The following is a 21,859-nucleotide window of genomic DNA, read 5'->3' on the forward strand; positions in this document are numbered from 1 at the left end:
GCCAAAGCGCCTGCCGAATGGGTGTGGGCGGGGCACATCGAAGGAACTCGCACCGGAACACAGGCGTACGACGCCCCGGGAGGCCCACGTGACCGACGCTCTGGACGAAGTGCTCGCGCGAGTACGCGGGGAAGTGGCCGCCAGGGCCGAGCGGCTGTGGGACGTCGCGCTGACCCTGCACACCGAGCCCGAGTACGCCTTCGAGGAGCACCGGGCGGCGGCACTGCTCTGCGGCGAACTCGCCTGGGAGGGGTTCGTCGTCGAGCGGGGCGTCGCCGGACTGCCCACCGCCTTCTCCGCACGCTCGGGCGCGCGGCCCAGGCCCGCGGTGGCCCTGCTGCTGGAGTACGACGCCCTGCCCGGCCTCGGGCATGCGTGCGGCCACAACCTGATCGCCGCCGCCGGTCTCGGCGCCGCGCTGGCCGTGCGGGCCGCCCTGCCCGCCGACGCCGGAAGCGTGTGGGCCGTGGGCACGCCCGCCGAGGAAGGGGGTGGCGGCAAGGTCACCGAGGTCGAGGCCGGGCTGTTCGACGACGTCGACGCCGCGCTGATGTTCCATCCCGGCGTGTACAGCTGGCGGTGGGCGCCGCTGACCGCGCAGGCCCAGTACCGGGTCGCCTTCCACGGACGAGCCGCGCACCCCACCGGCAACCCCACCGAGGGCATCGACGCCCTCGCGGCGCTGATCCAGCTGTTCAACACCCTCGCCGTGGTCGGGCGACGGCTGCCCGGAGGCTCCCACGTCCAGGGCATCGTCACCGACGGCGGCCGGGCGACGAACATCGTCCCCGAGTACGCCGAGGGCCTGTTCGGGCTGCGCGCCGCGACGACCGCCGCCCTGGACGACCTGGCCGGGGAGCTCCTGACCTGCGCGCAGGGCGTGGCCCGGGCGACGGGCACGACGGCCACCGCCGAACGCGCCACACCGCGCTACGAACACTTCCGCGACAGCGCGGTGCTGTCCGAACGGTTCGCCCGTCACCTCGTCCGCACGGGCCACGGCATCACGCCCCCCGAACCGGGCGTGTACCTGGGCTCCTCCGACATCGGCAACGTCAGCGGACGCGTCCCGGCCATCCACCCCTTCGTGGCGATCATGGATCCGGACGGCTCCGACCACACCCCCGAGTTCGCCGCCGCGGCGGCGTCCGACCGAGGCCGGGAGGCGATGCTCGCGGCGGCGGAGGCGCTGGCCTGCACGGCGGCCGAGGTGCTCCTGCGCCCGGAGGTGCGGGAACGGGCGTGGCAGGACCTCACGGCCGCGGCACCGTGAGGTAGACCGTGAGGTAGGGGGTCACTCGGCAAGGAGTTCAGCGGTGTGCAGCTGGTACACGTTGAACGCCCGCCGGATGACCGGCTGGGCCACGTTACGCACCCGTACGCCACCGGCAGTCATCCCGTGCTCGGTGCCCGCGTGGGCGTGGCCGTGGACGGAGAGGTCGGCACCGGCCGTGTCGATCGCCTCCGCCAGCAGGTAGCTGCCGAGGAACGGGTAGATCTCCGGCGGCTCGCCGGCCAGGGTGTCGGCGACGGGGGAGAAGTGGGTGAGCGCGATCCGCAGTTCGCAGCCCTTGTCCGCCAGCTCCTCCAGCGCGGTGTGCAGCGCGTCCGCGCTGCGCCGGGTGTAGCGGACGAACTCCTTCATCAGTGGCTCGCCGAACTCGCCGGCGCTGCGTCCGACGAACCCGCCGCCGAAACCCTTGGCTCCGGCGACGCCGAGGCGCGTACCGTCGCACTCGACGACCGTGCCCTCGCCCTCCAGCACCCTCACGCCCGCGTCCTGGAGGATGGCGGTGACCTTCTCGGGCTGCTCGTCGTGATGGTCGTGGTTTCCGAGCACCGCGACGACCGGCACCGGAAGCCCCCGTAGCTCCTGGGCCACCACCCGGGCCTCCTCCGGCGTGCCGTGCCGGGTGAGGTCACCCGCCAGAAGCAGCAGGTCGGCGCAGTCGGGCAGGGTGTCGAAGGCGGGCCGCAGCAGGCCCCGACTGTCGGGCCCCATGTGGATGTCACCCACGGCGGCGACGCGGATCATGGCAGGTCCTCCGCATGGTCGGGGGAGGTGGTCTCCGCCACCACGACGTCCGTGTGCACGGAGATCCCGGTCAGCTCCTCGCGGACGGTCCGCAGTACCGTCTCGCGGCACTGTGTGGAGGGCACCGTGCCGGTCACCACGACCGATCCGGCCCGCACCTCCGCCCGTACGCCCAGTTCACCGAGTTCCTCCGTGGCGAGCCGGTCGCGCAGGTGAGCGACCCGGTACTCGACGTTCTCCGCGGCTGGGGCATGGCCCACTCCGTGGGCCCGCCCCGCGCCGGTCTCGCTCATCGCCGTTCCTCCTTCGGCCTCGGCGGAATGACCTCGAGCCGCTCCAGGAAGTAGAAGAACGCGTCGGGCATCGGGTCGTCGCCGCACGCCCGCCGCACCCGCTCCCAGTCGACCTTCTCCCGCAGCGTCCGGGCGATCGGGAGCACCGCCCCGAAGTCGCAGTGGTGCTCGGAGAAGGCGGCCACCAGACTGTGCACCAGATCGGTCGGCGACAGCACCGGCATGAACACCGAGTCGACCGACAACTCCTCTGCGCGCTCCAGCAGTTCCGTGGTGACCGGCTGGTGCGCCAGCTCGAAGATCAGGTCGACCTGCTGTCCCAGACAGCTGGACTTGAGCAGCCAGTCCTCGGGCGGCGTGTACACCGGCAGTCCGGCCTCGCGCAGGGTCTGGGCAACGGAGTCCGCGTCCTCGGGCCGGAAGCAGAAGTCGACGTCGTGCTGGAGGTTCTGGGTGCTTCCGTGCGCGTACACGGCGACGCTGCCCGCCAGCGCAAAGGCGTGTCCCCTGCGTTTGAGGATCGAGCCGACCTGCTTGGTGGCCTGCAGGATCGCCTGGTTGCGGTCCAGGGGCAGGTCGTCGGCGAGCACGTCGTTCTGCGGGACGAGTTCGGGGTCTCCCGTTGCCAGACGCAGTTCCGCGACGCCCGCGCGCTGGTCCAGAGCGTCGTCGTCCGCGTGCCGCGTCATCGCTGCCCCCTTTCCTGATCGACGGCGAGCCCCGAGTACCCGGCGCGCCGCCATCGACACGAACGCCGCACGCGGGGACGCGAGGACGTCACTCGGCCGCCCGTTTCGGGGCACCCGGTCCCCATGAACGGCAACGACACTCAGCAGCAGACCTCCCCGGAGGAACGCCGGATCGTCGAGCGACTGGTGCCGGTCTGGCTGGAGGAGACGGAGCGGCACGACAGCGCCGCGGCCCGTGAGGCCCGTACGGGCTGGGAGCGGGGCTCGCTGTCGGACCGGTCCGCCCAGGACCTGGCCCACTGGGTCACCGCCCGGGTCACCGACACGGGCTTCAACGAGGAGGAGGGCCCGCAGGTGGAGGGCCCCGCCCGGATCACCCCCGCGGACAAGGAGACCGTCCACCGCTGGCTGACGGCACACGGCCACCGGATCTGACCCACGCAGGCGCCGCGGCCGTCCGCACCCGCTCCGTCGAGAGCGCGGACGCCGCCCTCAGCCCTCGGTCTTCTGCTCGGTCCACGTCCACGCGTACTGCAGCCAGTCCGCCACCGTCAGAGCACTCAACCCGACAGACACCAGGCGGGCGCTCCGCGGTGCGGCGGCGTAGCAGGCGACCAGGCTTCCGGCCACCCAGGCGGCGGTGCAGAAGGGGCAGGAGACGAGTTCTCCGACGGCCCGGCGGACACCGCTGCCGCGCGGCGCGTCGTTGACCTCGCCGCCTGCCCCCTCCTCCGCACGGCGGGTGAACGGCGCCCGTACGAAGCTGGTGATCCGGTCCTTGGACAGCAGCCTGGACGCCTTGAACGTCGCGGTGCCGAGCAGTGCCACGTCCCAGGGCGGTACACGGTCGGGCAGCCGCACACCACGACGCCGTGCCGCGACGGAGAACAGCACCGCACCCGCGGCGAACGCCGTGGCGAGCGTGGCATAGCCCGCGAGAGGCGCCTCGTCCTGGTCGTCGTAACGTCCGTCGTCAGTGGTCATGCCGCCCCGGGTGCCCGGTCGTCCCGTCGGCACACGTGACGGGCCGGCGGCCGCAACGGGATCACCGGCCGGGGTGACGGACTCGACGGGCCGGGTACCCGAGCGGCCGCACGGACGTGACCGACCGGCGGCGGCCGCCCCGCAGCCCGGTCCACGTGTCGCAGCAGCCACGAGTCGAAGGAGCGCAACGAACATGACGGACGTGTCGAGCAAGGGGCCCGCTCCGGACGACGACCGGAAGGTGCTCACCAACCGACAGGGCCACCCCGTTCACGACAACCAGAACCAGCGCACGGTCGGCGCCCGCGGCCCGGCGACCCTGGAGAACTACCAGTTCCTGGAGAAGATCAGCCACTTCGACCGGGAGCGGATCCCGGAGCGGGTCGTCCACGCCCGGGGCGTGACCGCGTACGGCTACTTCGAGGCCTACGGCGCCTGGGGCGACGAGCCGATCAGCCGCTTCACCCGGGCCACACTCTTCCAGGAGCGCGGCAGGCGGACCGACCTGGCCGTCCGCTTCTCCACCGTGATCGGGGGCCGTGACTCCTCCGAGGCCGCCCGTGATCCGCGCGGTTTCGCGGTGAAGTTCTACACGGAGGACGGCAACTGGGACCTGGTCGGCAACAACCTGGGCGTCTTCTTCATCCGGGACGCGATCAAGTTCCCGGACGTCATCCACGCCCTCAAGCCCGACCCGGTGACCTTCGAGCAGCAGCCGCGGCGCATCTTCGACTTCATGTCGCAGACACCCGAGTCCATGCACATGCTGGTCAACCTGTTCAGCCCGCGCGGCATCCCGGCGGACTACCGCCACATGCAGGGCTTCGGCGTCAACACCTACAAGTGGGTCAACGACGAGGGGCGGACCGTCCTGGTCAAGTACCACTGGATGCCCAAGCAGGGCGTGCGCAGCATGACCGAGGAGGACGCCGCGAACGTTCAGGCGGAGGGCCTCGGGCACGCCACCAAGGACCTGTACGAAGCCGTGGAGCGCGGCGAGTACCCGGAGTGGGAGCTCCTCGTCCAGATGATGGACGACCACGACCACCCGGAGCTCGACTTCGACCCGCTGGACGACACGAAGACCTGGCCCGAGCAGGAGTTCCCGCCGAAGCCGGTCGGCAAGATGGTGCTGAACCGTATGCCGGAGAACTTCTTCGCCGAGAACGAGCAGATCTCCTTCGGCACCGGCGTCCTCGTCGACGGTCTGGACTTCTCCGACGACAAGATGCTCGTCGGCCGCACCTTCTCCTACAGCGACACCCAGCGCCACCGCGTCGGCCCCAACTACCTCCAGCTGCCGGTGAACCACGCGAAGAACGCCGACGTACGCACCAACCAGCGTGACGGCCAGATGACCTACCACGTGGACGGCGCGGGGGAGCGGGCCGACGTCAACTACGAGCCCTCGGTCAGGGGCGGACTGCGCGAGGCCGAGTACCCCACGCAGGATGAACAGGGACCGGAGATCCACGGGCGGCTCACCCGCAAGCGCATCCCCCGCACCAACGACTATCTGCAGGCGGGCCAGCGCTACCTGCTGCTGGAGGAGTGGGAACGCGAGGACCTCGTCAAGAACTTCACCGACCTGCTCGCCCAGTGCGACCGGCCGGTGCAGGAACGCATGGTCTGGCACTTCCTGCTGGTGGAGAACGACCTCGGTCTGCGGGTCGGCGACGCCCTGGGCATCAGCCCCGACGACGTCTCGGGCCTGGAGCCACTGGCCTCCCAGGACCTGACCGACGAGGACCGGGAGCGCCTGGCCAGGCTCGGCAAGAACCCGCCGCGCGACGTCGAGGGCCTCACCATGACCCACTGTGTCCCGGACGAGCGGCATGTGGTGACCAGGTGAACGCGTGACCAGGTGACCAGGTGACCAGTCGGGTGCCGGGCGCGGTCTGGACGACCCGCCCGGCACGGGCGTCCGCGCGGGTCAGGCGGGCAGTTTGGCCCGCAGGCGGCCGGCCGTGGCGGCGGGCCCGGCGGTGGCTCGGACGGAACGGCGCACCAGATGTGCGTCCCGCCGCAGGTCATGGGCGGTGTGGCGACCTCGCCACCACAACGAGGGGTGCCCGGCGGTGTCGTCCGCCGCGATGAGCAGCCCACCGAGCATCGACAGGTTCTTCAGGAAGTGGATGAGCTGCTGCTCGCGCTCGGCGGAATCCTCGGCCTCCCAGAACCGGTGCCCGGCGAGTGTCGTGGGCACGAGGGTGCCCGCGATGGCCAGCGCCGCGACCCGCGGGACACGGCCGATGCCGAGCAGCACACCCGCCGCCACCTGCACGGCGCCGCTGAGACGTACGACCTGTTCGGTGCGGTCCGGCAGCGCCTCGACGCGCTCGGTGACCGGCTGGACGACGGGCTCGGCCACGGGGGCCACCGCCTCGGGATCGCGCAGTGAGTTCAGGCCGCCGGCGACGAACATCGAGGCGAGCATCGGGCGGCCGACCAGACGCAGAAGACTCATGAGGCCTCTCCAGGGGTGTGGGGGCAAGCTGCGCTCCCCGGGTTCCCGACCGGTGGCGGCTCATTCGACGCCGGCCGCTCCACCCGCGTCGTCCTGGTTCAGTTCTCACAGGCCGGGAACGCGGTCCGTCGTACGCCAGGACCCGAGGCGAGGAAGAAACGGTGCGCCGATGACCGAGTACGAACGTTCCCGCACGATGCCGGCCCAGCCGGAGCATGTCTTCGACCAGGCCAGCCAGGTGGAGCAGCTGGACGCCTGGCTGCCCGGCGCCCTGCACGTGCGCGTCGACGACCCGCCTGCCGTCACCGTGCACGAGGACCACACCGACCAGGACACCCCGGCGCTGCTCCAGTCCCGTCGCGATCAGCTGCGGCTCGAGTGGGGAACGCGCGAGCAGGGCAGCTACGCCGGCTGGCTCCAGGTCGCCGGGCTCGACAGCGGGGCCAGCGAGGTGACCGTGCACCTGTCATTCTTCGACGAGAGCCACGACCCCGGCCGCCAGACCGTCCAGGATGCCCTGGACAGCAGCCTGCGCCGCCTGGAGGAGCAGGTCCGCCTGCGCGTCGACAACGCGGCGGGCTGACGCCGGACCCGACCGGCCGGGGCCGGGCCGACCGTCAGCGCTGTGAGTACTTCCCTGTCCGGTAGCTCGGCCGGATCCCGGTCCGGCGCCGGATCGCGACGACCCGCAGGGCCAGCGCCACGGCCAGCAGCACCCAGGCCACGGCGCAGTACGCCCACGCGGTCACGCCCCGCGCCACGCCGACGGCGCTCCAGACCGCCCAGAGGGCCAGCACCGTGCACAGCGCGGTCCACGCGATGTCCGAGATACGGCTGCGCAGTTGCCCCCGCTGGTTCGTACCCGGTTCGAGATCGCCGAGCCCGGAACTGTCCGCTGCGCCTCGCAGTGTCACGGGTCGCTCCCTTCGCTCACAGGCGTGTGGGCTTCCCGGGTACCCGTCGTACGGACCGCGTAGCGCGGAAGGGGGCGTGGCCCGACACGGGCACGGACCCCCGGCTCGTAAGAGATTTCTGTGAATTTCCGAGACGGTTGAACACCCGCGGTCCCGGCTCCGTATAGGGGCGGGGGATTTCCATGCCCGTACGGACGACACGCGCAGGAGTACTTCCGTGGGACACAACAGGCGCAGACGCCCAACAGGCGCACGACGTGCGACCTTTGCCGCAGTGGCACTGATGCTGGGCGGCGGTGGGCTGATGGCGGTCAACGTGTACGCCTCGGCGACCGACGGCGGTGGGCCGGGCGACGAGGGGGACGGCCGCGCGCGGGTGCTGGGGGCCGCGACGATCGACTGCCCGGACGTCGGCACCCAGTTGACCACCGTGCCCGACGAGGCGGGGACGGAGGTCGACAAGGAACTCGCCGCCCTGGACCAGCAGGTGGCCGAGGCCTACCGGAAACTCCAGGACCCGGCACAGAACGCGGAGCCCGAGAGCGGGATCATGGACCCCCTCAAGGAGGACCGCGCCGCGACGATCGAGCGCATCAACGCCGCCATCGAGCGGGTGGGGGACCGCCCCGAGGGACTCGACGCCCTGGCGGCCTGCACACTGCGTGAGCCCCAGAACCAGACCGGCGAGCAGGACGGCGGCGAGGAGCAGCAGGGCGACGGCCAGGACCAGGGCGACGGCCAGGACCAGGGCGACGGCCAGGACCAGGGCGACGGCCAGGACCAGGACGGCGGTGCCCAGCAGCCGGGCAACGGCGGCCAGGCCGGCAACGGCCCCGTGGCCGCCGACTACGCGGACATCACCACCGTCCAGCCCAGCGCGGCGAACGCCCAGGCGGACGCCTCCGGTGGGACCTTCGTCACCAGTTGCGGCGTCAACGAGGGCGGCCTGTTCAACTCGGACAACGTGATCGTCGCCCCGGGTGTCTCCAACGGAGCCCACCACTTCCACGACTACGTCGGCAACCAGGCCAACGACGCCTTCGCCGGCGACGAGGACCTCGCCAACGGCGGGACGAGCTGCGTGGACCAGGGCGACAAGTCGTCGTACTACTGGCCCGTGCTGCGGCTGCAGAACGGCACGCAGGAGCAGGACGCGGCCGCCCCGGGCGGCGGCATCGAGGGCAACGCCGGTGAGATCGTCACGCCCCGGCAGGTCACCCTCACGTTCGTGGGCAGCCCGCGCGGCGAGGTCACGGCCATGCCGAGGCTCCTGCGCATCATCACCGGCGATGCCAAGGCCTTCGTCAACGGAACCGCGAACGCCAACGCCTCCTGGAGCTGCACCGGGTTCGAGGACCGGCAGCTGAAGGACAAGTACCCGCTGTGTCCGCAGGGCAGCGACGTGGTGCGCACGTTCAAGTTCCAGAGCTGCTGGGACGGCCGGAACATCGACAGCGCCAACCACCGCACCCATGTGGCGTTCGCCCAGGCCGACGGCGCCTGCCCGGCCGGATTCAAGGCCATCCCGCAGCTCGTGCAGCGCATCGTCTACGACGTCGACGCGCCGAGCCTTCAGGACGGCGGCCGTACCACCCCGCTCTTCGCCGTGGACTCCTTCCCGGAGCAGCTGCACAAGCCCGTCACCGACCACGGCGACTTCATCAACGTCTTCGACGAAGACCTGATGGCGGAGATGGTCGCCTGCATCAACGAGGGCCGACAGTGCGGCGCCGGCGCGGACCAGGACCCCGGCAACGGTGAGGACCCGCAGGACCCGCCGGCCGACGACCCGGCGGACCAGCCGTCCGAGCAGCCCACCGAGCAGCCGTCCGACGAGCCGACCGAGCAGCCGACGGCGGCTCCCGCCCCCTCGAACGGCGACGACAACGGCAACGGCAACGGCGGTGACAACAACAACGGCGGCAACGGCGAGCAGGGCGACAACGGCCAGGCGAAGCCGGACGACTCACCCACGGCACCGGCCGGCGACGAACCCAAGGACGAGCCCAAGAGCGACACCAAGCCCACGCCGGCACCGAGCGCCTCCGCCACCCTCCCCGAGGCCTGGTCGAACGACCTGGTCGAGACCGGCGAGGACGACAGCACCGCCTCCGGCACCCCGACGACCGGAGCCGTGGCACAGCCGCCCGCCGGCGCCGGGACCGAGCCCCAGACGGCCGGTGACTCACTGGCCGAGACCGGCAGCCAGCTGTGGCCCGCCGCGGCCGGAGCGGTTCTTCTCATCTGCGGCTTCGTACTGCTGCGGCGCACCCGGCGCGGCTCCGTGTAGGCCCGCCCGGCTCGACGCGCGGAAAGGCGCACCCCTGCCTACGATCACTTGACGTGGGACATGCATTCGAAGAGCTCGTGGAGAAACAGCGCGCGGCGGACCAGGCGCACCATCGGGTCGAGGACCTGAGCCACGCCTACGGTCCGCCCGCCGAGCACAAGTGGTCCATGAAACAGACCACCACGTACGAGACCGCGTTCCGTGCCTGGCGCGATCTCGATCGCGACATCCGGACCGCGGTGGCGGAGTACGCGAAGGAGCAGGGCCGGGCGCGCCAGGAGGTGGAGACGGACGTCCGGGCGGCCCTACGCCGCACGCAGCCGCACTAGGGATCCGGTACGGCGGGACCGAAATCTTGCCGTACCGGCAACTCTCCTTGGCCGCCGACCGGGCGCGACGCAAGCTTGGGCCTCATGACCCACATCCACGCGACGACGCAGGCCTCCGAGTTCTGGGAAGCCCGTTACAAGGACAGCGAACGAGTCTGGAGCGGCCGCCCCAATCCGCTCCTCGTGCGGGAGGCGAGCCACCTCCCACCGGCTACCGCCCTGGACCTCGGCTGCGGTGAGGGGGCCGACGCGGTGTGGCTGGCCTCACGCGGCTGGCAGGTCACCGGCGTCGACATCTCGTACACCGCCCTCGAACGTGCCGCCGCACACGCCGCCGAGGCCGGGGTGGGCGACCGTACGGCATGGGAACGGCACGAGCTGGGCACGACGTTTCCGCAGGGCTCCTTCGACCTGGTCAACGCCCAGTTCCTGCAGTCCCCGGTGCACCTGGACCAGCAGGGCGTCCTGCGACAGGCCGCCGCCGCGGTCGCCGAGGGCGGCACGCTCCTGATCGTCATGCACGCCGGGTGGCCGTCGTGGCAGAGCGAACCGCCCTTCGAGGCGGAGTTCCCCACGCTGGAGGGCACCCTCGCGGAACTCGCGCTGCCCGAGGGGAGCTGGAGCGTGGAAACCATGGGCGCTGTACGCAGGGAAAGCGTTTCGCCCGAGGGGGTCGAGGGCTACCGCGAGGACAACGTCTGGCGGATCCGACGTACATAAGGGCCGGAATTTGGTGTCCGCGTTTGGAAATCACAGCGACGGCTACCCGACCCGTGGATACACCCGCAGTCAAACGCGGCTTGGAGTGATGGAACGTGGCCGGAGACCAGAAGGCCAAGGCGAAGAAGGAACAGGCCAAGGGAAAGGCCAAGGAGGCGATCGGCCGCACGACGGGCAACGAGCAGATGGAGGCCGAGGGCCGGGGCGGCCAGGCGAAGGGTGACGCACGTCAGGCCAAGGAGAAGGGGAAGGACACCTTCAAGCACTGACGGTGCCTGAACCGACCGAAACTCGACCACACTCTCAGCGGGATCCCCATTCCACACCCGGGGATCCCGCTGACTGCTCTGTCACCGGATGACAAAGGCCCGAAAAGCCACTGCGTTCCCGTGAGCACCGCCTGAATACCCAGCGTTCACGGCCCTACCGTCCGGCTATGAACCTGAGTCGCAGCAAGAAAAGTCGCAGCGGGAAAAGAACGTGGCGCAGCGCCGCCCTTGCGGTGCTGCTGATTGCGGGGGCGCTCACAGCCGCCTCCCCGGGTGCCGCGCAGGCGCGCGTCGAGCGGACCGAGACGCCCGTGACCTCGGCGTCCCCGGTCCCCGGGGTGACCGAGTCGCTGGTGCGGGTGAGGGTGCCGCTGCCCGCGTCCGCCGGGGCCCGTCCGGCGGCGTGCGACTGGCTGTCGTACCTGCGCTACCGCTCCTCCGACGGGCCGGCCGCCTCCGCCGACGCCGACCGGATCCTTGTGGCCCAGCCGGGCATCCTGGAAGGGGCCGGTGCCTTCGACAGCGTCGCCCGCAACACCGTCGCACGGGCCGCCGAGCAGGGCGGCCACATCGAGTTCTGGGCGCTGGACCGCCGCTCCAACTGCCTGGAGGACCGCACCGGAATCGCCTCCGGCGACCAGCACACGGCCGTCGACTACTACTACCGGGGCAAGCAGGTCGAAGGCCGGACCTTCGCCGGATACGTCACCAACGACCGCCTCGGCTGGATGGCGAAGCTCGGCATCGAGCAGACCGTCCGCGACCAGTACGACCTGCTCACCGCCGAGCTGCCCGACCAGGGGCTGCGCAAGAGCAAGGTGCTGTGCGGCGGCCACTCGCTGGGCGGCGTGATCACCGGCTACTTCGCGGCCGCCGACTTCGACGGTGACCGCACCACCACCTCGGACGCCGGCTACAACCAGTGCGCCGGCTACTTCGCCCTCGACACCACCGTCTCCACCTCACTGGCCGACCTCAGCGGCAGCATCCCGGACGACACCAACCTGCCCGACATCGGCCTCGGGCACGGCGCGGTGCAGGCCGGGCTCGACAGCGGGGTGCTGCCCCGCTCCCTGTCCGCTCCGGTGCTGCTCAACCCCGAGACCATGACCGTGCTCGCCATCGCCGGCCTGGGTGCGCTCCGGGACCCCGGCGGCGAGTCCGACCTGCCCCGCTACCTGCCGTCGAACGTCAACATCGAGGCCACCAACCGCTTCCTGTTCTCCAAGGACACCGCCACCTTCCTCAAGGGCTCACCCACGGTGAAGGACTTCCGGCTCACCAACGAGGCGATGCTGGGGGCCCTGATGGACGACAACTCGGTACCGCTCGCGTTCCTGCAGAGCAGCGTGGGCTTCTTCGACGGCGGGCCGGTCGTCGACAAGAACTTCCCCGTCGCCAACGGCAGCGACCAGCAGGCGGGCCTGTTCGGCACCGACTACAAGGCCATCCCCGGCCGGCCGAACGGTCCGCTGTACACATGGCGTAATTACGACCGTGTCGGCGACCCCGACGACCCCGGACACCGGTCAGCCGACGGCACGCCGTTCACCTCGGCCGCCAAGGAGGTCACCGACATCCAGGAGCTCGCCCGCAGCATGGCCGGACAGCCGCTGGACTTCACCGAGCAGTACTTCCCGACCAAGCTGGTCACCGACATCCAGCTGGCGACCTCGCCGCAGGTGAAGCGGCTCGTCGTCCATCCCGAGGGGCTCACCGCCAACCCGACGCTCACCGTGCTCGCGGGCGACGGACTGCTGGCGGGCCGCGCACCGGCCGACCTGGACCCGGTGATCGCCGAGGGCTACCAGCACCTCGACGTGCTGACCGCGGCGCCCGTACAGAACAACGGACGGACCGAGCCCGTTTCCACCAGCCTCGCCGGATTCGCCGAGAACCCCGCATAGCGGTCCTCGCACGGCTGTGGGCCCGGGAGGATTCCTCCCGGGCCCACAGTCACGTGTACGGCTCAGACCTTGCCGGCGGCGAACGTGGCCGCCTCTTCCGCGTTGTCCCGGTAGCTGAGGTGGGCCCCCGTGTCACCCCCTCCGGACTCGCAGACGGGGTCGCCCCCCGCGCAGATGTCGAGCGTGCGGCTCTGGTAGGTGCCGGTGACGCTCTTGCCGATGGCCCGGATCGGGTTGCCGAACAGCAGCACGGCGGAGACCTTCGGTTCGAGGGCGGCGGAGATCGAGGCGACGATGGGGCTGCCGACCACCGCACCCGCGCTGCTGATACCGATCGAATTGTCGACGACGTTCGCGCCCTGCGAATATCCCACCAGAATGAAACGCTGGTTCGGACACGCGGCCGCTTGGCTCGTCACGTGGTCGACGAGATCCCTGTTGCCCTGCGCGGCCGAGGTCAGGGAAAGGTTCGCTGGATAGTCCACGCCGTAGCTGGACAGGGTTTTGCCGGTGATTTTCTTCTGGAGCGCGGAATACACCGGGTCTCCGACGATGAAGCCGAGCGTGCCCGGCTCGAAGGTGCCGCGGGCCGATACGACCTCGACGTCGGTGCAGGGCGCGGCTGTTGCGGTGGGTGCCGAGACAGTCGCCAGTCCGGCCCCGCCGACCAATGAGAGCGCGGCGAGGCACAAGCGGATACGCATGGGGAATCCTCCGCGTGCGGGGCGCGTGATGCGCCTGCGAAATGGAACGGCCCCGAACGTATTCGCTTTTCCAGCGGAGTGTTATGCAGAGGATTATGGAATTGTCTCGGCTTTTTGTGCTCTCGTGAGCACCCTTCCCGAAGGGAATTTCATTGGCTGTCCGGGGCCTGCTCGCGCAATGCCTCGGCGCGCAATGCCAGCACGAGGTCCAGACGGGTGTCCGGCTCGTGCAGGGCCTCGCCGAAGAGCTTCTCCAGCTGCCGGAGCCGGTAGCGGACCGTCTGCGGGTGGATGTGGAGCCGGGCGGCGACGTCGGGGACGTTGCTGCCACTGAGCAGCCAGGCCAGCAGGGTCTCGGCGAGGCGGGGACGCTGCCCCGCGGAGACGGCGTCCAGCGGGGCCAGAACCCGTGCCTGCAACCGGGCGAGCAGCTGTTCGTCGCAGTGCAGCAGCAGCGTCGACAGATGATCGGCGCAGTGCACCACGCCCTGCCGGGGCAGGATCCCGCGGCCCATCAGGCCCAGGGCCCGGGTGGCCCAGCGCAGGGACTGCGCCGCCTCGGTCACGCCGACCGTCGGGCCGATCGCGGCCGGCCGTCCGCGCAGCGCGAGGGCGAACGCCCGGCCGCCGAAACGGCCGGACACGTCCGGGTCGGGCACCAGCATGCGCGGCGGCCGCGACGCCATGTCCACCAGCGCGCCCGCGGCGGCCAGCGGCCGCTCCTCCTCGCGCTGCTCCGGCCCGGCCGCCAGCGCTACGACGGCGACCCGCCGCGGCACCGGCCACCGCGCACCGTGCGCGAGATCCTGCACGGCCTCCAAGGCGACCGGCCCCTCACCCAGCAGCAGGTCGAGCAGGCGTTTGCGACGCCGTTCCACCTCGTCCGTGCTGTGCGACCGGGCCTCCGCGTAGCCGGCCGCGGCCGACTCCGCGACCTCGTGCACGGTCCGGAACGCGAGTTCGCCCAGTGCCGTCACGACCGCCGAGTCCAGCCCGAGCTGTTCCGCGGTACGGCCCATCAGCCGCCAGGCGTGCAGCCCTCCGACCCGCAGCGCCGACTGCAGCGCGTCCAGGCTGCGGCCCTCCAGGGCCTCGCCGCGACCGAGTTCGTAGTACGTCGCGGCGATCGCGTCGCCCTGGCCGCGCGGGTCGGCGATGTGGTCGACGAACAGCGTCAGCGCCTGCACCACCCCGGCTCTGAGGTTGCGCCGGTCGTCACCGTCGGCCAGGCGGAGGTACTCGGGAACCTGTCTGCGCACCTCCTCCTCCACCTCGTCGGCGACGGATTCGAGCTGCGCGCGCAGTAACTCGGCCAGGTCGGGCGGCACCGGCGGGGCTGCGGGGCCGGCCGGTGTGCCGTGCGGGACGGGGACCGCCATCGCGGACACTCCTTTCACCCGGAAGCGGCTCACCCGCGGGTTGATTCCCGTGGGGCGAGTGGGACGTCCCGTGTTGGACGGACGATCCCTGCGCTCCGTTCCGTGCCCCGCCGGCTCCGACATCACTCGGGCAGCCCCAGCGCACGGGCGAGCATCGGCCACGACGCCGCGAACTCCCCCTTCCAGTAGGCCCAGCTGTGCCCCCCTCCCGCGTAGAAGTGCGTGGTGGCCGGGACGCCGAGCCGCGCGAGCGTGTCCGTGAAGCTGTGCGCGGAGGGCCACAGGGCGCTCTCCAGCGCCCCGGGCAGCGGATCACCGCTCCCGCCGACCAGCCCGCTGCCGTTGGACACGTACAGGGAGGTGCCGCGCAGCCCCTGCGCGCGGGCGCGCGGGTTGAAGTCGCGCCAGGTGAGCAGGTTCAGGATCGGGCTGCCCCACAGGGAGTGCCGCGACAGGTTCTCGCGGGCCACGATGGCGTCCATGATGGCCGGCACGCCGGGCGCGGTGGTGTCGAGGATGCCGCTGTAGGAGGCTGCGGCGGTGAAGGCGCCCGGGTGCCGGGCGGCGTGCGCCATGGCCCCGTACCCGCCGGTGGACACCCCGGCGACGGCCCGCACGCCGGAGGCGCGGTAGTCGCGGCGCAGCAGCGCGGGCACCTCCTCGACCTGGAATCTCTCGTAGTCGGGTCCGTCGCGCCAGGCGGTGGGGATGCCGGTGGGGCCCGCGTCCGGCATCGCCACGATCAGGTCCCGGCCCTCGGTGAAGGCCTCGATGTCGGTCTCCCGGGTCCAGGACGTGTAGTCGTCGTGGGCGCCGTGCAGCAGGTACAGCACGGGGTACGTCCGGTCCGGCCGCGTGTCGAATCCCGACGGCAGGATCAGCCGCACCGCCGCGCTGCGGCCCAGCGCGGCGGAGTTCACGGACACGTCCAGGGTGCGCGGCCCGAGCCGGGTCGCGGCCCGGGCCCGGCCGGTGGCGGCTCCGGTTCCGAACAGGACGGCGAGGCCGGCGACGGCGGCCGCCTTGGCGACGGTACGCCGGGGCACTTCGGTGGGGCGGTGGGGCATGGCGGCTCCTCGGCTCTCGGTTCAGTGGTTCTGCTGGGCTCCTCCGCCGGCGTGCGCACGCTCGCCGAGCAGCCGCCGCAGATGGACGGCGATCTCGTCGACGTGCGGCGGATCGAGCAGCGACAGATGGTGCCCGCGCACGGGGACGACCTCCAGGCGCGGACACACCTCGTCCCAGCCCAGCGCCTCGTCGTCCCGGTCGTACGCCGGGTCGCGCACGGTGTGCGGCGCGGGCTCGGTGGCCCGGTAGAGCATCACCGGGCCGTCGTAGGTGCCCGGCCGGTGCGCCTCGCCGACCCGCAGGTCCAGGTAGGAGGCCCGCTGGTGCTCAAGTGCCGCCGCGGGCACGGCGACGGCCTCGCGCAGCGCCCGCAGCACGGCGTCGATACGGTCGCCGTCGTCGGCCGTCGCCACGAGCTCGTCGTAGGGCAACTCCAGCCGGGCACCGTAGGTCTCCTCGACGTGCCGGGCGAAGCCCTCGAGGTGGGCGCGGATCCGGTCGGCCGGTGTGCGTCCCGGCTGGGGGAGGGGCCGTACGGAGTCGATGAGCACCACCAGCTGCACGTCCCGCCCGGCTGCGGCCAGGTGCCGGGCGGTCTCCTGCGCGACGAACCCGCCGAAGGACCAACCACCCAGCAGACACGGCCCGTCGGGACGGGTGGTGGCGATGACCTCCGCATACCGGTGGGCCTTCTCCGCCACCGTCCGCGCTGCTTCCACCCGCTCCAGCCCGTACACCGGCCGGTCGTCCCCGAGCCGTTCGGCCAGTGCCCGGTAGACGTCGGTCGGCCCGCCGGCGGCGTGCACGAGGAAGAGCGGGGGCCCGGAACCGGCGTCCCGCAGCACCGTCACGGGCGAGCCCTCGCCCACCACGCGACTGATTCGCCCAGCCGCTTCCTCGACGGTGGTGGTGCCGAGCAGGTCGCGCAGCGGCAGCTCGATCCCGAACTCGCGCTGCACGGCCGCACGGATGCGGACGGCCATCAGCGAGTCCAGCCCGAGGTCGGCCCACGCGGCGTCCGGTGTGATCCGGGCCGCGGGGTGCCCGGTGACGGCGGCGACGTGGTGGCTGAGCCGGGCGACGACGGACGTGGGTTCGGTCCGAACGGAGGCTGACCTGGCCCGAGGGGGCGCGACGGGTGCGTCCGCAGACGCCTTCCCGCGGTCCCGAGCCCCGTCCGTCCACCAGTGCCGCTCGTGCCGCCAGCGCGGTGCGGGCAGGTCGATGACCCGGCCGGGCGGCAGGGGCAGGGCGAGCCCCGCGGCGTACAGGGCGCCGAGCTGCCGCACGAACCCGGTCGAGCCGTCCGCGTCGCGGCGCAGGGTGCCGACGGCGAGGGCCTCGGGCACGGTGTCGGCGACGGCCCGCGTCAGGACCGGGTGCGGCGAGATCTCCACGAAGGCGGTGTGGCCGTCGGCGGCCGCCGACGCGAGCGCCCGGTCCAGGCGCACGGGCCGCCGCAGGTTGGCCGCCCAGTGCGCCGCGTCGAACTCGCAGTCCCCGCGCGGGTCGTCCAGCACGGTGGAGTACACGGGCACGCGCGGCCGCCGCCCCTGGATCCCGGCCAACGCCTCGGTCAGCTCCGGCAACAGCGCGTCCACCTGCGGCGAATGCCCGGCGCCCACCACCCGCATGGCCCGCGCCGCCCGGCCCTCCTGCTCCAGTCGGCGTACGAGCCGAGCCACCTCAGACTCGTCCCCGGTGACGACCTTCTGACGCGGCGAGGAGTGCACGGCGACATGGATGCCGGGCAACTCGCGCAGGAGAGCGTCCAGTTCGTCGTCGTCCAGGTCCACGACCGCCATGGCGCCTCCGCTCAGCCGGCTCAGCAGCCGGGCCCGTACGGCGATCACGCGGGCCGCGTCCGACACGTCCAGGGCGCCCGCGCAGACGGCGGCGGCCACTTCGCCCATGGAGTGGCCGATCACGGCGGCGGGTTCGACACCGTAGGAGCGCCACAACTCGGCGAGCGCCACCTGAAGCCCGAACAGGACGGGCTGTGCGACCTCCAGGCGGTCCAGGCCGTCGCCGGACGCCAGCCGGTCGTACAGGGACAGACCGCACTCCGCGGCCAGCTGCGGATCGAGCTTCTCCACGGCGGCCGCGAACGCGGGCTCCTCGTCCAGCAGCCGCCGGCCCATGCCGGCCCACTGGCTGCCGTACCCGGAGAACACCCACACCGGCCCAGGTCCGAGGAGACCGCGCTCGCCCGTGACGACCCGCGCGTCGGGGCGCCGGGCCGCCAACGCACTGAGCGCGTCCGCGAGTTCGCCCCGGTCGTGAGCGGTGACGGCGGCCCGTACGGGCCCGCGACCGGTGCGCCCGGCGAGGGTGCGTGCCACGTCGGCGAGGCGCGCGGTGCTGCCCTCGCCCGTGCGGAGCCAGTCGGCGAGCCGGGCCGCGGTGTCGCGGACGCGTTCGGTGTCGACGTCGGCGAGCGGGTACAGGCGGGCGGCGGGTTCCGCCCCCGCGTCGGCCACCAGGCCTCCCGGCCGCCATTCCTCCAGTACGGCATGGGCGTTGGTGCCGCTGAACCCGAAGCCGGAGACCCCGGCGGTGGCGGTGCCGCCGTAGCGGGGCCACGGTTCGGGCTCGGTCACCACCCGCAGGCGGGCGTCGCCCAGGGCGCCGCCGTCCGCGCAGTGCAGGGAGGACGGGATGCGGTCGTGGTGGAGGGCGAGGACCGTCTTGACCAGGCCGGCGATGCCCGCGGCGGACTCCAGGTGGCCGAGGTTGCCCTTGACGGAGCCCAGCAGCAGCGGCTGGTCGGGGTCGCGGCCGGCGCCGAGCACGGCATCGAGGGCGCCCGCCTCGATCGGGTCGCCGAGCGGAGTGCCGGTCCCGTGCGCCTCGACGTAGTCGACACCCGCCGGATCGAGCCCGGCCCGGGCGTACGCGCTCCTGAGCACGGCCTGCTGCGCGGCGGGGTTGGGCGCCATCAGGCCGCCGGACCGGCCGTCGGAGTTGACGGCGGTGGCACGGACGACCGCCAGCACCCGGTCGCCGTCCCGCTCGGCGTCGGACAGCCGCTTCAACAGCACGGCCGCGCACCCCTCGCCCCGGCCGATCCCGTCGGCCGCCGCCGAGAACGGCTTGCACCGCCCGTCCGGCGCCAGCGCCCCCGCCCGCCCGAAGGCGACACCGACGGTGGGGGAGAGCAGCAGGTTGACCCCGGCGGCGATCGCCGTGTCGCTCTCGCCGGTCCGCAGGCTGACGCAGGCCTGGTGCACGGCGACCAGCGAGGACGAACAGGCCGTGTCCACGGCCACGCTCGGCCCATGGGTGTCCAGGACGTACGCCAGCCGCCCCGCGGCGACACTCAAGGCAGCACCGGCCGGTGCCCACGGATCGACGGCGTCCGGGTCGGCCCCGGTGAGCTGCCCGTACTCCGGCGCGGAGATGCCGACGAAGACACCGGTCGCGGTACCCGCCAGGGACGCGGCCGGGACGGCGGCATGGTCGAGCGCCTCGTGGACGACCTCCAGCAGGATCCGCTGCTGCGGGTCCATCACCGCCGCCTCGCGCGGGGTGACATGGAAGAAGTCCGCGTCGAACCCGGCGACGTCGTCGAGATAGCCGCCGTACGAGGGTGCGTCGGCGGGCGGAAACGCCGTGAAGTCGCGCCACCGGTCCTCGGGCACCCGCCGGATCGCGTCGACGTCCTCGCACAGCAGCCGCCAGTAGTCGGCCGGCCCGTGCACCCCGCCGGGCAGCCGGCAGCCGACCCCGATGACGGCGACCGGCTCACCGGGCGCCGTGGCGACAGGCACCGGAAGGGAGACGACCTCCTCCGCGCCGCGGCACAGCCGGGCCACCAGCGCCTCACCCGTCGGCGTCTCCCACAGCAGCGTGGAGGGCAGTTCGCGACCGAGCAGGTGCGAGAGTTCCCCGGCCAGGACGACCGCGTCCCGCGAGGACATGCCGAGGTCCGCGAGCGGCCGGTCCATCGGGACGTTCTCGGCAGCCATGTCGTTCCAGGCGGCCGCCCGCTCGGCGATCAGCCGACGCAGCGCCGCCGCGTCGACGCCCGTCATCCCACGCCTCCGGACACCCCGACGGGCCGCCCGTAGGCGCCCTCCAGATAGCGCGCCCGGGTGAGCGCCCGCGACACCTTGCCGCTCGACGTGCGCGGCACGGTCCCCGGAGCCACCAGCACCACGTCCGCCGGCCGCAGCCCGTGCCGTGAGGACACCGCCGCGCGCACCGCACGGACCAACTCGGGTACGTCGATCGCGTCGAGGCGCGTGCTGCGCGCGTGCTCGGCCACGACCACGACCCGCTCACCCCCCGAACCGGGCACCGAGAACGCGGCGAGCCGGTCGCGGCGCACCGCGGGGTGCGCCTCCTGGGCGGTGGCCTCGACGTCCTGCGGGTAGTGGTTGCGCCCGTCGACGACGATGAGGTCCTTGAGCCGCCCGGTGACCACCAACTGCCCGTCCAGCACGGTCCCCAGATCGCCGGTCCGCAACCAGCGGCCACCGGCGTCCGGATCGGCCACCTCACCGCCGAAGACGTCCCGGCTCTCCGCGTCCCGGTTCCGGTAACCGCGCCCGACGTTGGGCCCCTGCACCCGGATCTCGCCCACCTCGCCCTCGGACAGGACGACAGCCGTCGCGGGGTCGGTGATCCGCACCCGCTGCCCGGCCGGCGTACCGCAGCCGGCCAGCAGCACGGCCCGGGGATCGTCGGGCCGGGCGGGCAGGGCCTTGCCGGCGGCGAGGGCGTCCCGGTCGAGAGCGAACCGGCGCAAGGGCTCACCGGGCCGGGCGGCACTGACGAAGACCGTCGCCTCGGCCAGCCCGTAAGAGGGACAGTGACAGTCCGGCGGCAGCCCACGCTCCGCGAAGGCGGCGTGGAAACGGTCGACGGTACCGGGGCGTACCGGCTCGCTGCCGTTGATCAGCGCGGCGACACCGTCCAGCCGCAGATCCGCCTTCTGCTCGGCCGTGACGGCGGAGGCGCAGTAGTCGTAGGCGAAGTTGGGCGCGGCGGTGAGCGCCCGCGGATGCGCGGCCAGCAGCCGCAGCCAGCGCACCGGCTGGTGCAGGAACGCCGTCGGATCCATGAGCACCGACAGCAGCCCCCGCACGACGGGAGCGGCCACACTCAGCACCAGCCCCATGTCGTGGTACAGCGGCAGCCAGCCGACGCAGGTCACCGGATGCGCGTCGGCGCCGTAGGCGGTCAGCGCCTGCCGCGCGTTGGCGACGACATTGCCGTGGGTGATCTCCACGCCCGCGGGCGCCCGCGTCGACCCGGAGGTGTACTGCAGATAGGCGACCTCCCCCTCGTCCACGGCGACCGGCCGCCAGTGCTGGGCGGCGGCGTCGGCGACCTGGTCGGCGGTGACGACGCGCACGGAGTCGCCCGCGCAGAACTCCCGTACGGACTCCAGCTCGCGACCGGTGGTCACCACGACCGCGCAAGACGCGTCGGCCAGAACCCCCGCGAGCCGGTCGGCATGTCCCGGCAGACCGGGCGGGTACAGGGGTACGGCCACCATCCCGGCCGTCAGCGCTGCCAGGAAGGCGGTGACGTACTCGACGCCCTGCGGGCACAGCAGCGCGACCCGGGCTCCCGGTTCGGCCTCCTCGGAGAGCCGGGCGGCGAGCGCCCGTACCCGCAGGTCCAGGCGCCGCCAGGTCAGGGTGCGGTGTACGCCGCGCGAGTGCGGGGCGGGGTGGTCGACGAAAGTGAACGCCCGGCGGTCGGGGGCGACTTCGGCCCAGTGCCGGACGTATTCCGGCAGGGTCCGGCACGCGGGCGTGAGCGGGGGGCGGCTGTCCTTCAAGGGGGTGGCTCCTCACGTCG

General features: G+C 72.5%; 20 protein-coding genes. 9 read left to right on the plus strand and 11 right to left on the minus strand.

Annotation, left to right across the window (positions count from 1 at the left end; all coding sequences use genetic code 11):
* The first annotated feature begins 88 nt into the window (after positions 1–88).
* Positions 89–1,273 (plus strand): amidohydrolase, encoded by a 1,185-nt coding sequence (locus QFZ76_RS45075; protein ID WP_307679125.1) that lies wholly within the window; start codon positions 89–91, stop codon positions 1,271–1,273.
* Positions 1,274–1,294: 21 nt separating this feature from the next.
* Here QFZ76_RS45075 and QFZ76_RS45080 read toward each other — a convergent pair whose 3' ends face one another.
* Genes QFZ76_RS45080 through QFZ76_RS45090 form a run of 3 tightly spaced genes read right to left on the minus strand, consistent with a single transcriptional unit; the run spans position 1,295 to position 3,017 of the window.
* Complete coding sequence (locus QFZ76_RS45080; RefSeq protein WP_307679126.1) at positions 1,295–2,035, minus strand: metallophosphoesterase; 741 nt, start codon at positions 2,033–2,035, stop codon at positions 1,295–1,297.
* Positions 2,032–2,328, minus strand: coding sequence for a BON domain-containing protein (locus QFZ76_RS45085; RefSeq protein WP_307679127.1), 297 nt, complete (start codon positions 2,326–2,328; stop codon positions 2,032–2,034). The genes QFZ76_RS45080 and QFZ76_RS45085 overlap by 4 nt, the downstream gene beginning before the upstream one ends.
* Entirely contained in the window at positions 2,325–3,017 is a 693-nt protein-coding gene (locus QFZ76_RS45090; RefSeq protein ID WP_307679128.1) for a hypothetical protein, read from the minus strand. The genes QFZ76_RS45085 and QFZ76_RS45090 overlap by 4 nt, the downstream gene beginning before the upstream one ends.
* 123 nt (positions 3,018–3,140) lie before the next feature.
* Here QFZ76_RS45090 and QFZ76_RS45095 point away from each other — a divergent pair, with 123 nt between their 5' ends.
* A complete protein-coding gene (locus QFZ76_RS45095; RefSeq protein WP_307679129.1) occupies positions 3,141–3,452 on the plus strand; it encodes a hypothetical protein in 312 nt (103 codons plus the stop codon).
* Positions 3,453–3,509: 57 nt separating this feature from the next.
* Here the strand turns inward: QFZ76_RS45095 and QFZ76_RS45100 are convergent, their stop codons facing one another.
* Positions 3,510–4,001, minus strand: a complete 492-nt coding sequence (locus tag QFZ76_RS45100; protein WP_307679130.1) for a DUF1360 domain-containing protein — start codon at positions 3,999–4,001, stop codon at positions 3,510–3,512.
* Positions 4,002–4,194: 193 nt separating this feature from the next.
* Here QFZ76_RS45100 and QFZ76_RS45105 point away from each other — a divergent pair, with 193 nt between their 5' ends.
* Positions 4,195–5,853 (plus strand): catalase, encoded by a 1,659-nt coding sequence (locus QFZ76_RS45105; RefSeq protein ID WP_307679131.1) that lies wholly within the window; start codon positions 4,195–4,197, stop codon positions 5,851–5,853.
* A gap of 81 nt (positions 5,854–5,934) precedes the next feature.
* Here the strand turns inward: QFZ76_RS45105 and QFZ76_RS45110 are convergent, their stop codons facing one another.
* Entirely contained in the window at positions 5,935–6,468 is a 534-nt protein-coding gene (locus tag QFZ76_RS45110) for a DoxX family protein (protein WP_307679132.1), read from the minus strand.
* Between the two features lie 169 nt (positions 6,469–6,637).
* On the opposite strand from QFZ76_RS45110, the gene QFZ76_RS45115 reads away from it, so the two are divergent.
* Positions 6,638–7,051, plus strand: a complete 414-nt coding sequence (locus QFZ76_RS45115; RefSeq protein ID WP_307679133.1) for an SRPBCC family protein — start codon at positions 6,638–6,640, stop codon at positions 7,049–7,051.
* Between the two features lie 34 nt (positions 7,052–7,085).
* Here QFZ76_RS45115 and QFZ76_RS45120 read toward each other — a convergent pair whose 3' ends face one another.
* Positions 7,086–7,382 (minus strand): hypothetical protein, encoded by a 297-nt coding sequence (locus QFZ76_RS45120; RefSeq protein WP_307679134.1) that lies wholly within the window; start codon positions 7,380–7,382, stop codon positions 7,086–7,088.
* Positions 7,383–7,665: 283 nt separating this feature from the next.
* On the opposite strand from QFZ76_RS45120, the gene QFZ76_RS45125 reads away from it, so the two are divergent.
* The 5 genes from QFZ76_RS45125 (at position 7,666) to QFZ76_RS45145 (ending at position 12,897) form a co-directional block, all read left to right on the plus strand.
* Positions 7,666–9,672: a DUF1996 domain-containing protein gene (locus tag QFZ76_RS45125; protein WP_307680315.1), complete on the plus strand. Its 2,007-nt coding sequence runs from the start codon at positions 7,666–7,668 to the stop codon at positions 9,670–9,672.
* A gap of 53 nt (positions 9,673–9,725) precedes the next feature.
* Entirely contained in the window at positions 9,726–10,001 is a 276-nt protein-coding gene (locus QFZ76_RS45130) for a hypothetical protein (protein WP_307679135.1), read from the plus strand.
* An 84-nt stretch (positions 10,002–10,085) separates the two neighbouring features.
* Positions 10,086–10,721: a bifunctional 2-polyprenyl-6-hydroxyphenol methylase/3-demethylubiquinol 3-O-methyltransferase UbiG gene (locus QFZ76_RS45135; protein WP_307679136.1), complete on the plus strand. Its 636-nt coding sequence runs from the start codon at positions 10,086–10,088 to the stop codon at positions 10,719–10,721.
* 95 nt (positions 10,722–10,816) lie between these two features.
* Complete coding sequence (locus tag QFZ76_RS45140) at positions 10,817–10,990, plus strand: CsbD family protein (protein WP_266451427.1); 174 nt, start codon at positions 10,817–10,819, stop codon at positions 10,988–10,990.
* A 233-nt stretch (positions 10,991–11,223) separates the two neighbouring features.
* Complete coding sequence (locus tag QFZ76_RS45145; RefSeq protein WP_307679137.1) at positions 11,224–12,897, plus strand: hypothetical protein; 1,674 nt, start codon at positions 11,224–11,226, stop codon at positions 12,895–12,897.
* A gap of 62 nt (positions 12,898–12,959) precedes the next feature.
* Here the strand turns inward: QFZ76_RS45145 and QFZ76_RS45150 are convergent, their stop codons facing one another.
* The 5 genes from QFZ76_RS45150 to QFZ76_RS45170 all read right to left on the minus strand — a co-directional run bounded on the left by QFZ76_RS45150 (position 12,960) and on the right by QFZ76_RS45170 (position 21,839).
* Positions 12,960–13,601, minus strand: a complete 642-nt coding sequence (locus QFZ76_RS45150; protein ID WP_307679138.1) for a cutinase family protein — start codon at positions 13,599–13,601, stop codon at positions 12,960–12,962.
* A 149-nt stretch (positions 13,602–13,750) separates the two neighbouring features.
* Positions 13,751–14,980, minus strand: a complete 1,230-nt coding sequence (locus QFZ76_RS45155) for a CdaR family transcriptional regulator (RefSeq protein WP_307679139.1) — start codon at positions 14,978–14,980, stop codon at positions 13,751–13,753.
* A gap of 122 nt (positions 14,981–15,102) precedes the next feature.
* Positions 15,103–16,047, minus strand: a complete 945-nt coding sequence (locus QFZ76_RS45160; protein WP_307679140.1) for an alpha/beta hydrolase family protein — start codon at positions 16,045–16,047, stop codon at positions 15,103–15,105.
* 21 nt (positions 16,048–16,068) lie between these two features.
* On the minus strand, positions 16,069–20,082 hold the full coding sequence (locus tag QFZ76_RS45165) for an acyltransferase domain-containing protein (protein ID WP_307679141.1): 4,014 nt from the start codon (positions 20,080–20,082) through the stop codon (positions 16,069–16,071).
* Entirely contained in the window at positions 20,079–21,839 is a 1,761-nt protein-coding gene (locus QFZ76_RS45170; RefSeq protein ID WP_307679142.1) for a fatty acyl-AMP ligase, read from the minus strand. The genes QFZ76_RS45165 and QFZ76_RS45170 overlap by 4 nt, the downstream gene beginning before the upstream one ends.
* Between the last annotated feature and the right edge of the window lie 20 nt (positions 21,840–21,859).

The sequence above is a fragment of the Streptomyces sp. V4I2 genome, assembly GCF_030817655.1.
Classification (GTDB): domain Bacteria; phylum Actinomycetota; class Actinomycetes; order Streptomycetales; family Streptomycetaceae; genus Streptomyces; species Streptomyces plumbiresistens.

Bases quoted from the DNA above. Each gene is read 5' to 3' on its own strand.
- QFZ76_RS45080 (WP_307679126.1), bottom strand. From the start codon at position 2,035: ATGATCCGCGTCGCCGCCGTGGGTGACATCCACATGGGGCCCGACAGT.
- QFZ76_RS45085 (WP_307679127.1), bottom strand. From the start codon at position 2,328: ATGAGCGAGACCGGCGCGGGGCGGGCCCACGGAGTGGGCCATGCCCCA.
- QFZ76_RS45090 (WP_307679128.1), bottom strand. From the start codon at position 3,017: ATGACGCGGCACGCGGACGACGACGCTCTGGACCAGCGCGCGGGCGTC.
- QFZ76_RS45095 (WP_307679129.1), top strand. From the start codon at position 3,141: ATGAACGGCAACGACACTCAGCAGCAGACCTCCCCGGAGGAACGCCGG.
- QFZ76_RS45100 (WP_307679130.1), bottom strand. From the start codon at position 4,001: ATGACCACTGACGACGGACGTTACGACGACCAGGACGAGGCGCCTCTC.
- QFZ76_RS45105 (WP_307679131.1), top strand. From the start codon at position 4,195: ATGACGGACGTGTCGAGCAAGGGGCCCGCTCCGGACGACGACCGGAAG.
- QFZ76_RS45110 (WP_307679132.1), bottom strand. From the start codon at position 6,468: ATGAGTCTTCTGCGTCTGGTCGGCCGCCCGATGCTCGCCTCGATGTTC.
- QFZ76_RS45115 (WP_307679133.1), top strand. From the start codon at position 6,638: ATGACCGAGTACGAACGTTCCCGCACGATGCCGGCCCAGCCGGAGCAT.
- QFZ76_RS45125 (WP_307680315.1), top strand. From the start codon at position 7,666: ATGCTGGGCGGCGGTGGGCTGATGGCGGTCAACGTGTACGCCTCGGCG.
- QFZ76_RS45135 (WP_307679136.1), top strand. From the start codon at position 10,086: ATGACCCACATCCACGCGACGACGCAGGCCTCCGAGTTCTGGGAAGCC.
- QFZ76_RS45150 (WP_307679138.1), bottom strand. From the start codon at position 13,601: ATGCGTATCCGCTTGTGCCTCGCCGCGCTCTCATTGGTCGGCGGGGCC.
- QFZ76_RS45155 (WP_307679139.1), bottom strand. From the start codon at position 14,980: ATGGCGGTCCCCGTCCCGCACGGCACACCGGCCGGCCCCGCAGCCCCG.
- QFZ76_RS45160 (WP_307679140.1), bottom strand. From the start codon at position 16,047: ATGCCCCACCGCCCCACCGAAGTGCCCCGGCGTACCGTCGCCAAGGCG.
- QFZ76_RS45165 (WP_307679141.1), bottom strand. From the start codon at position 20,082: ATGACGGGCGTCGACGCGGCGGCGCTGCGTCGGCTGATCGCCGAGCGG.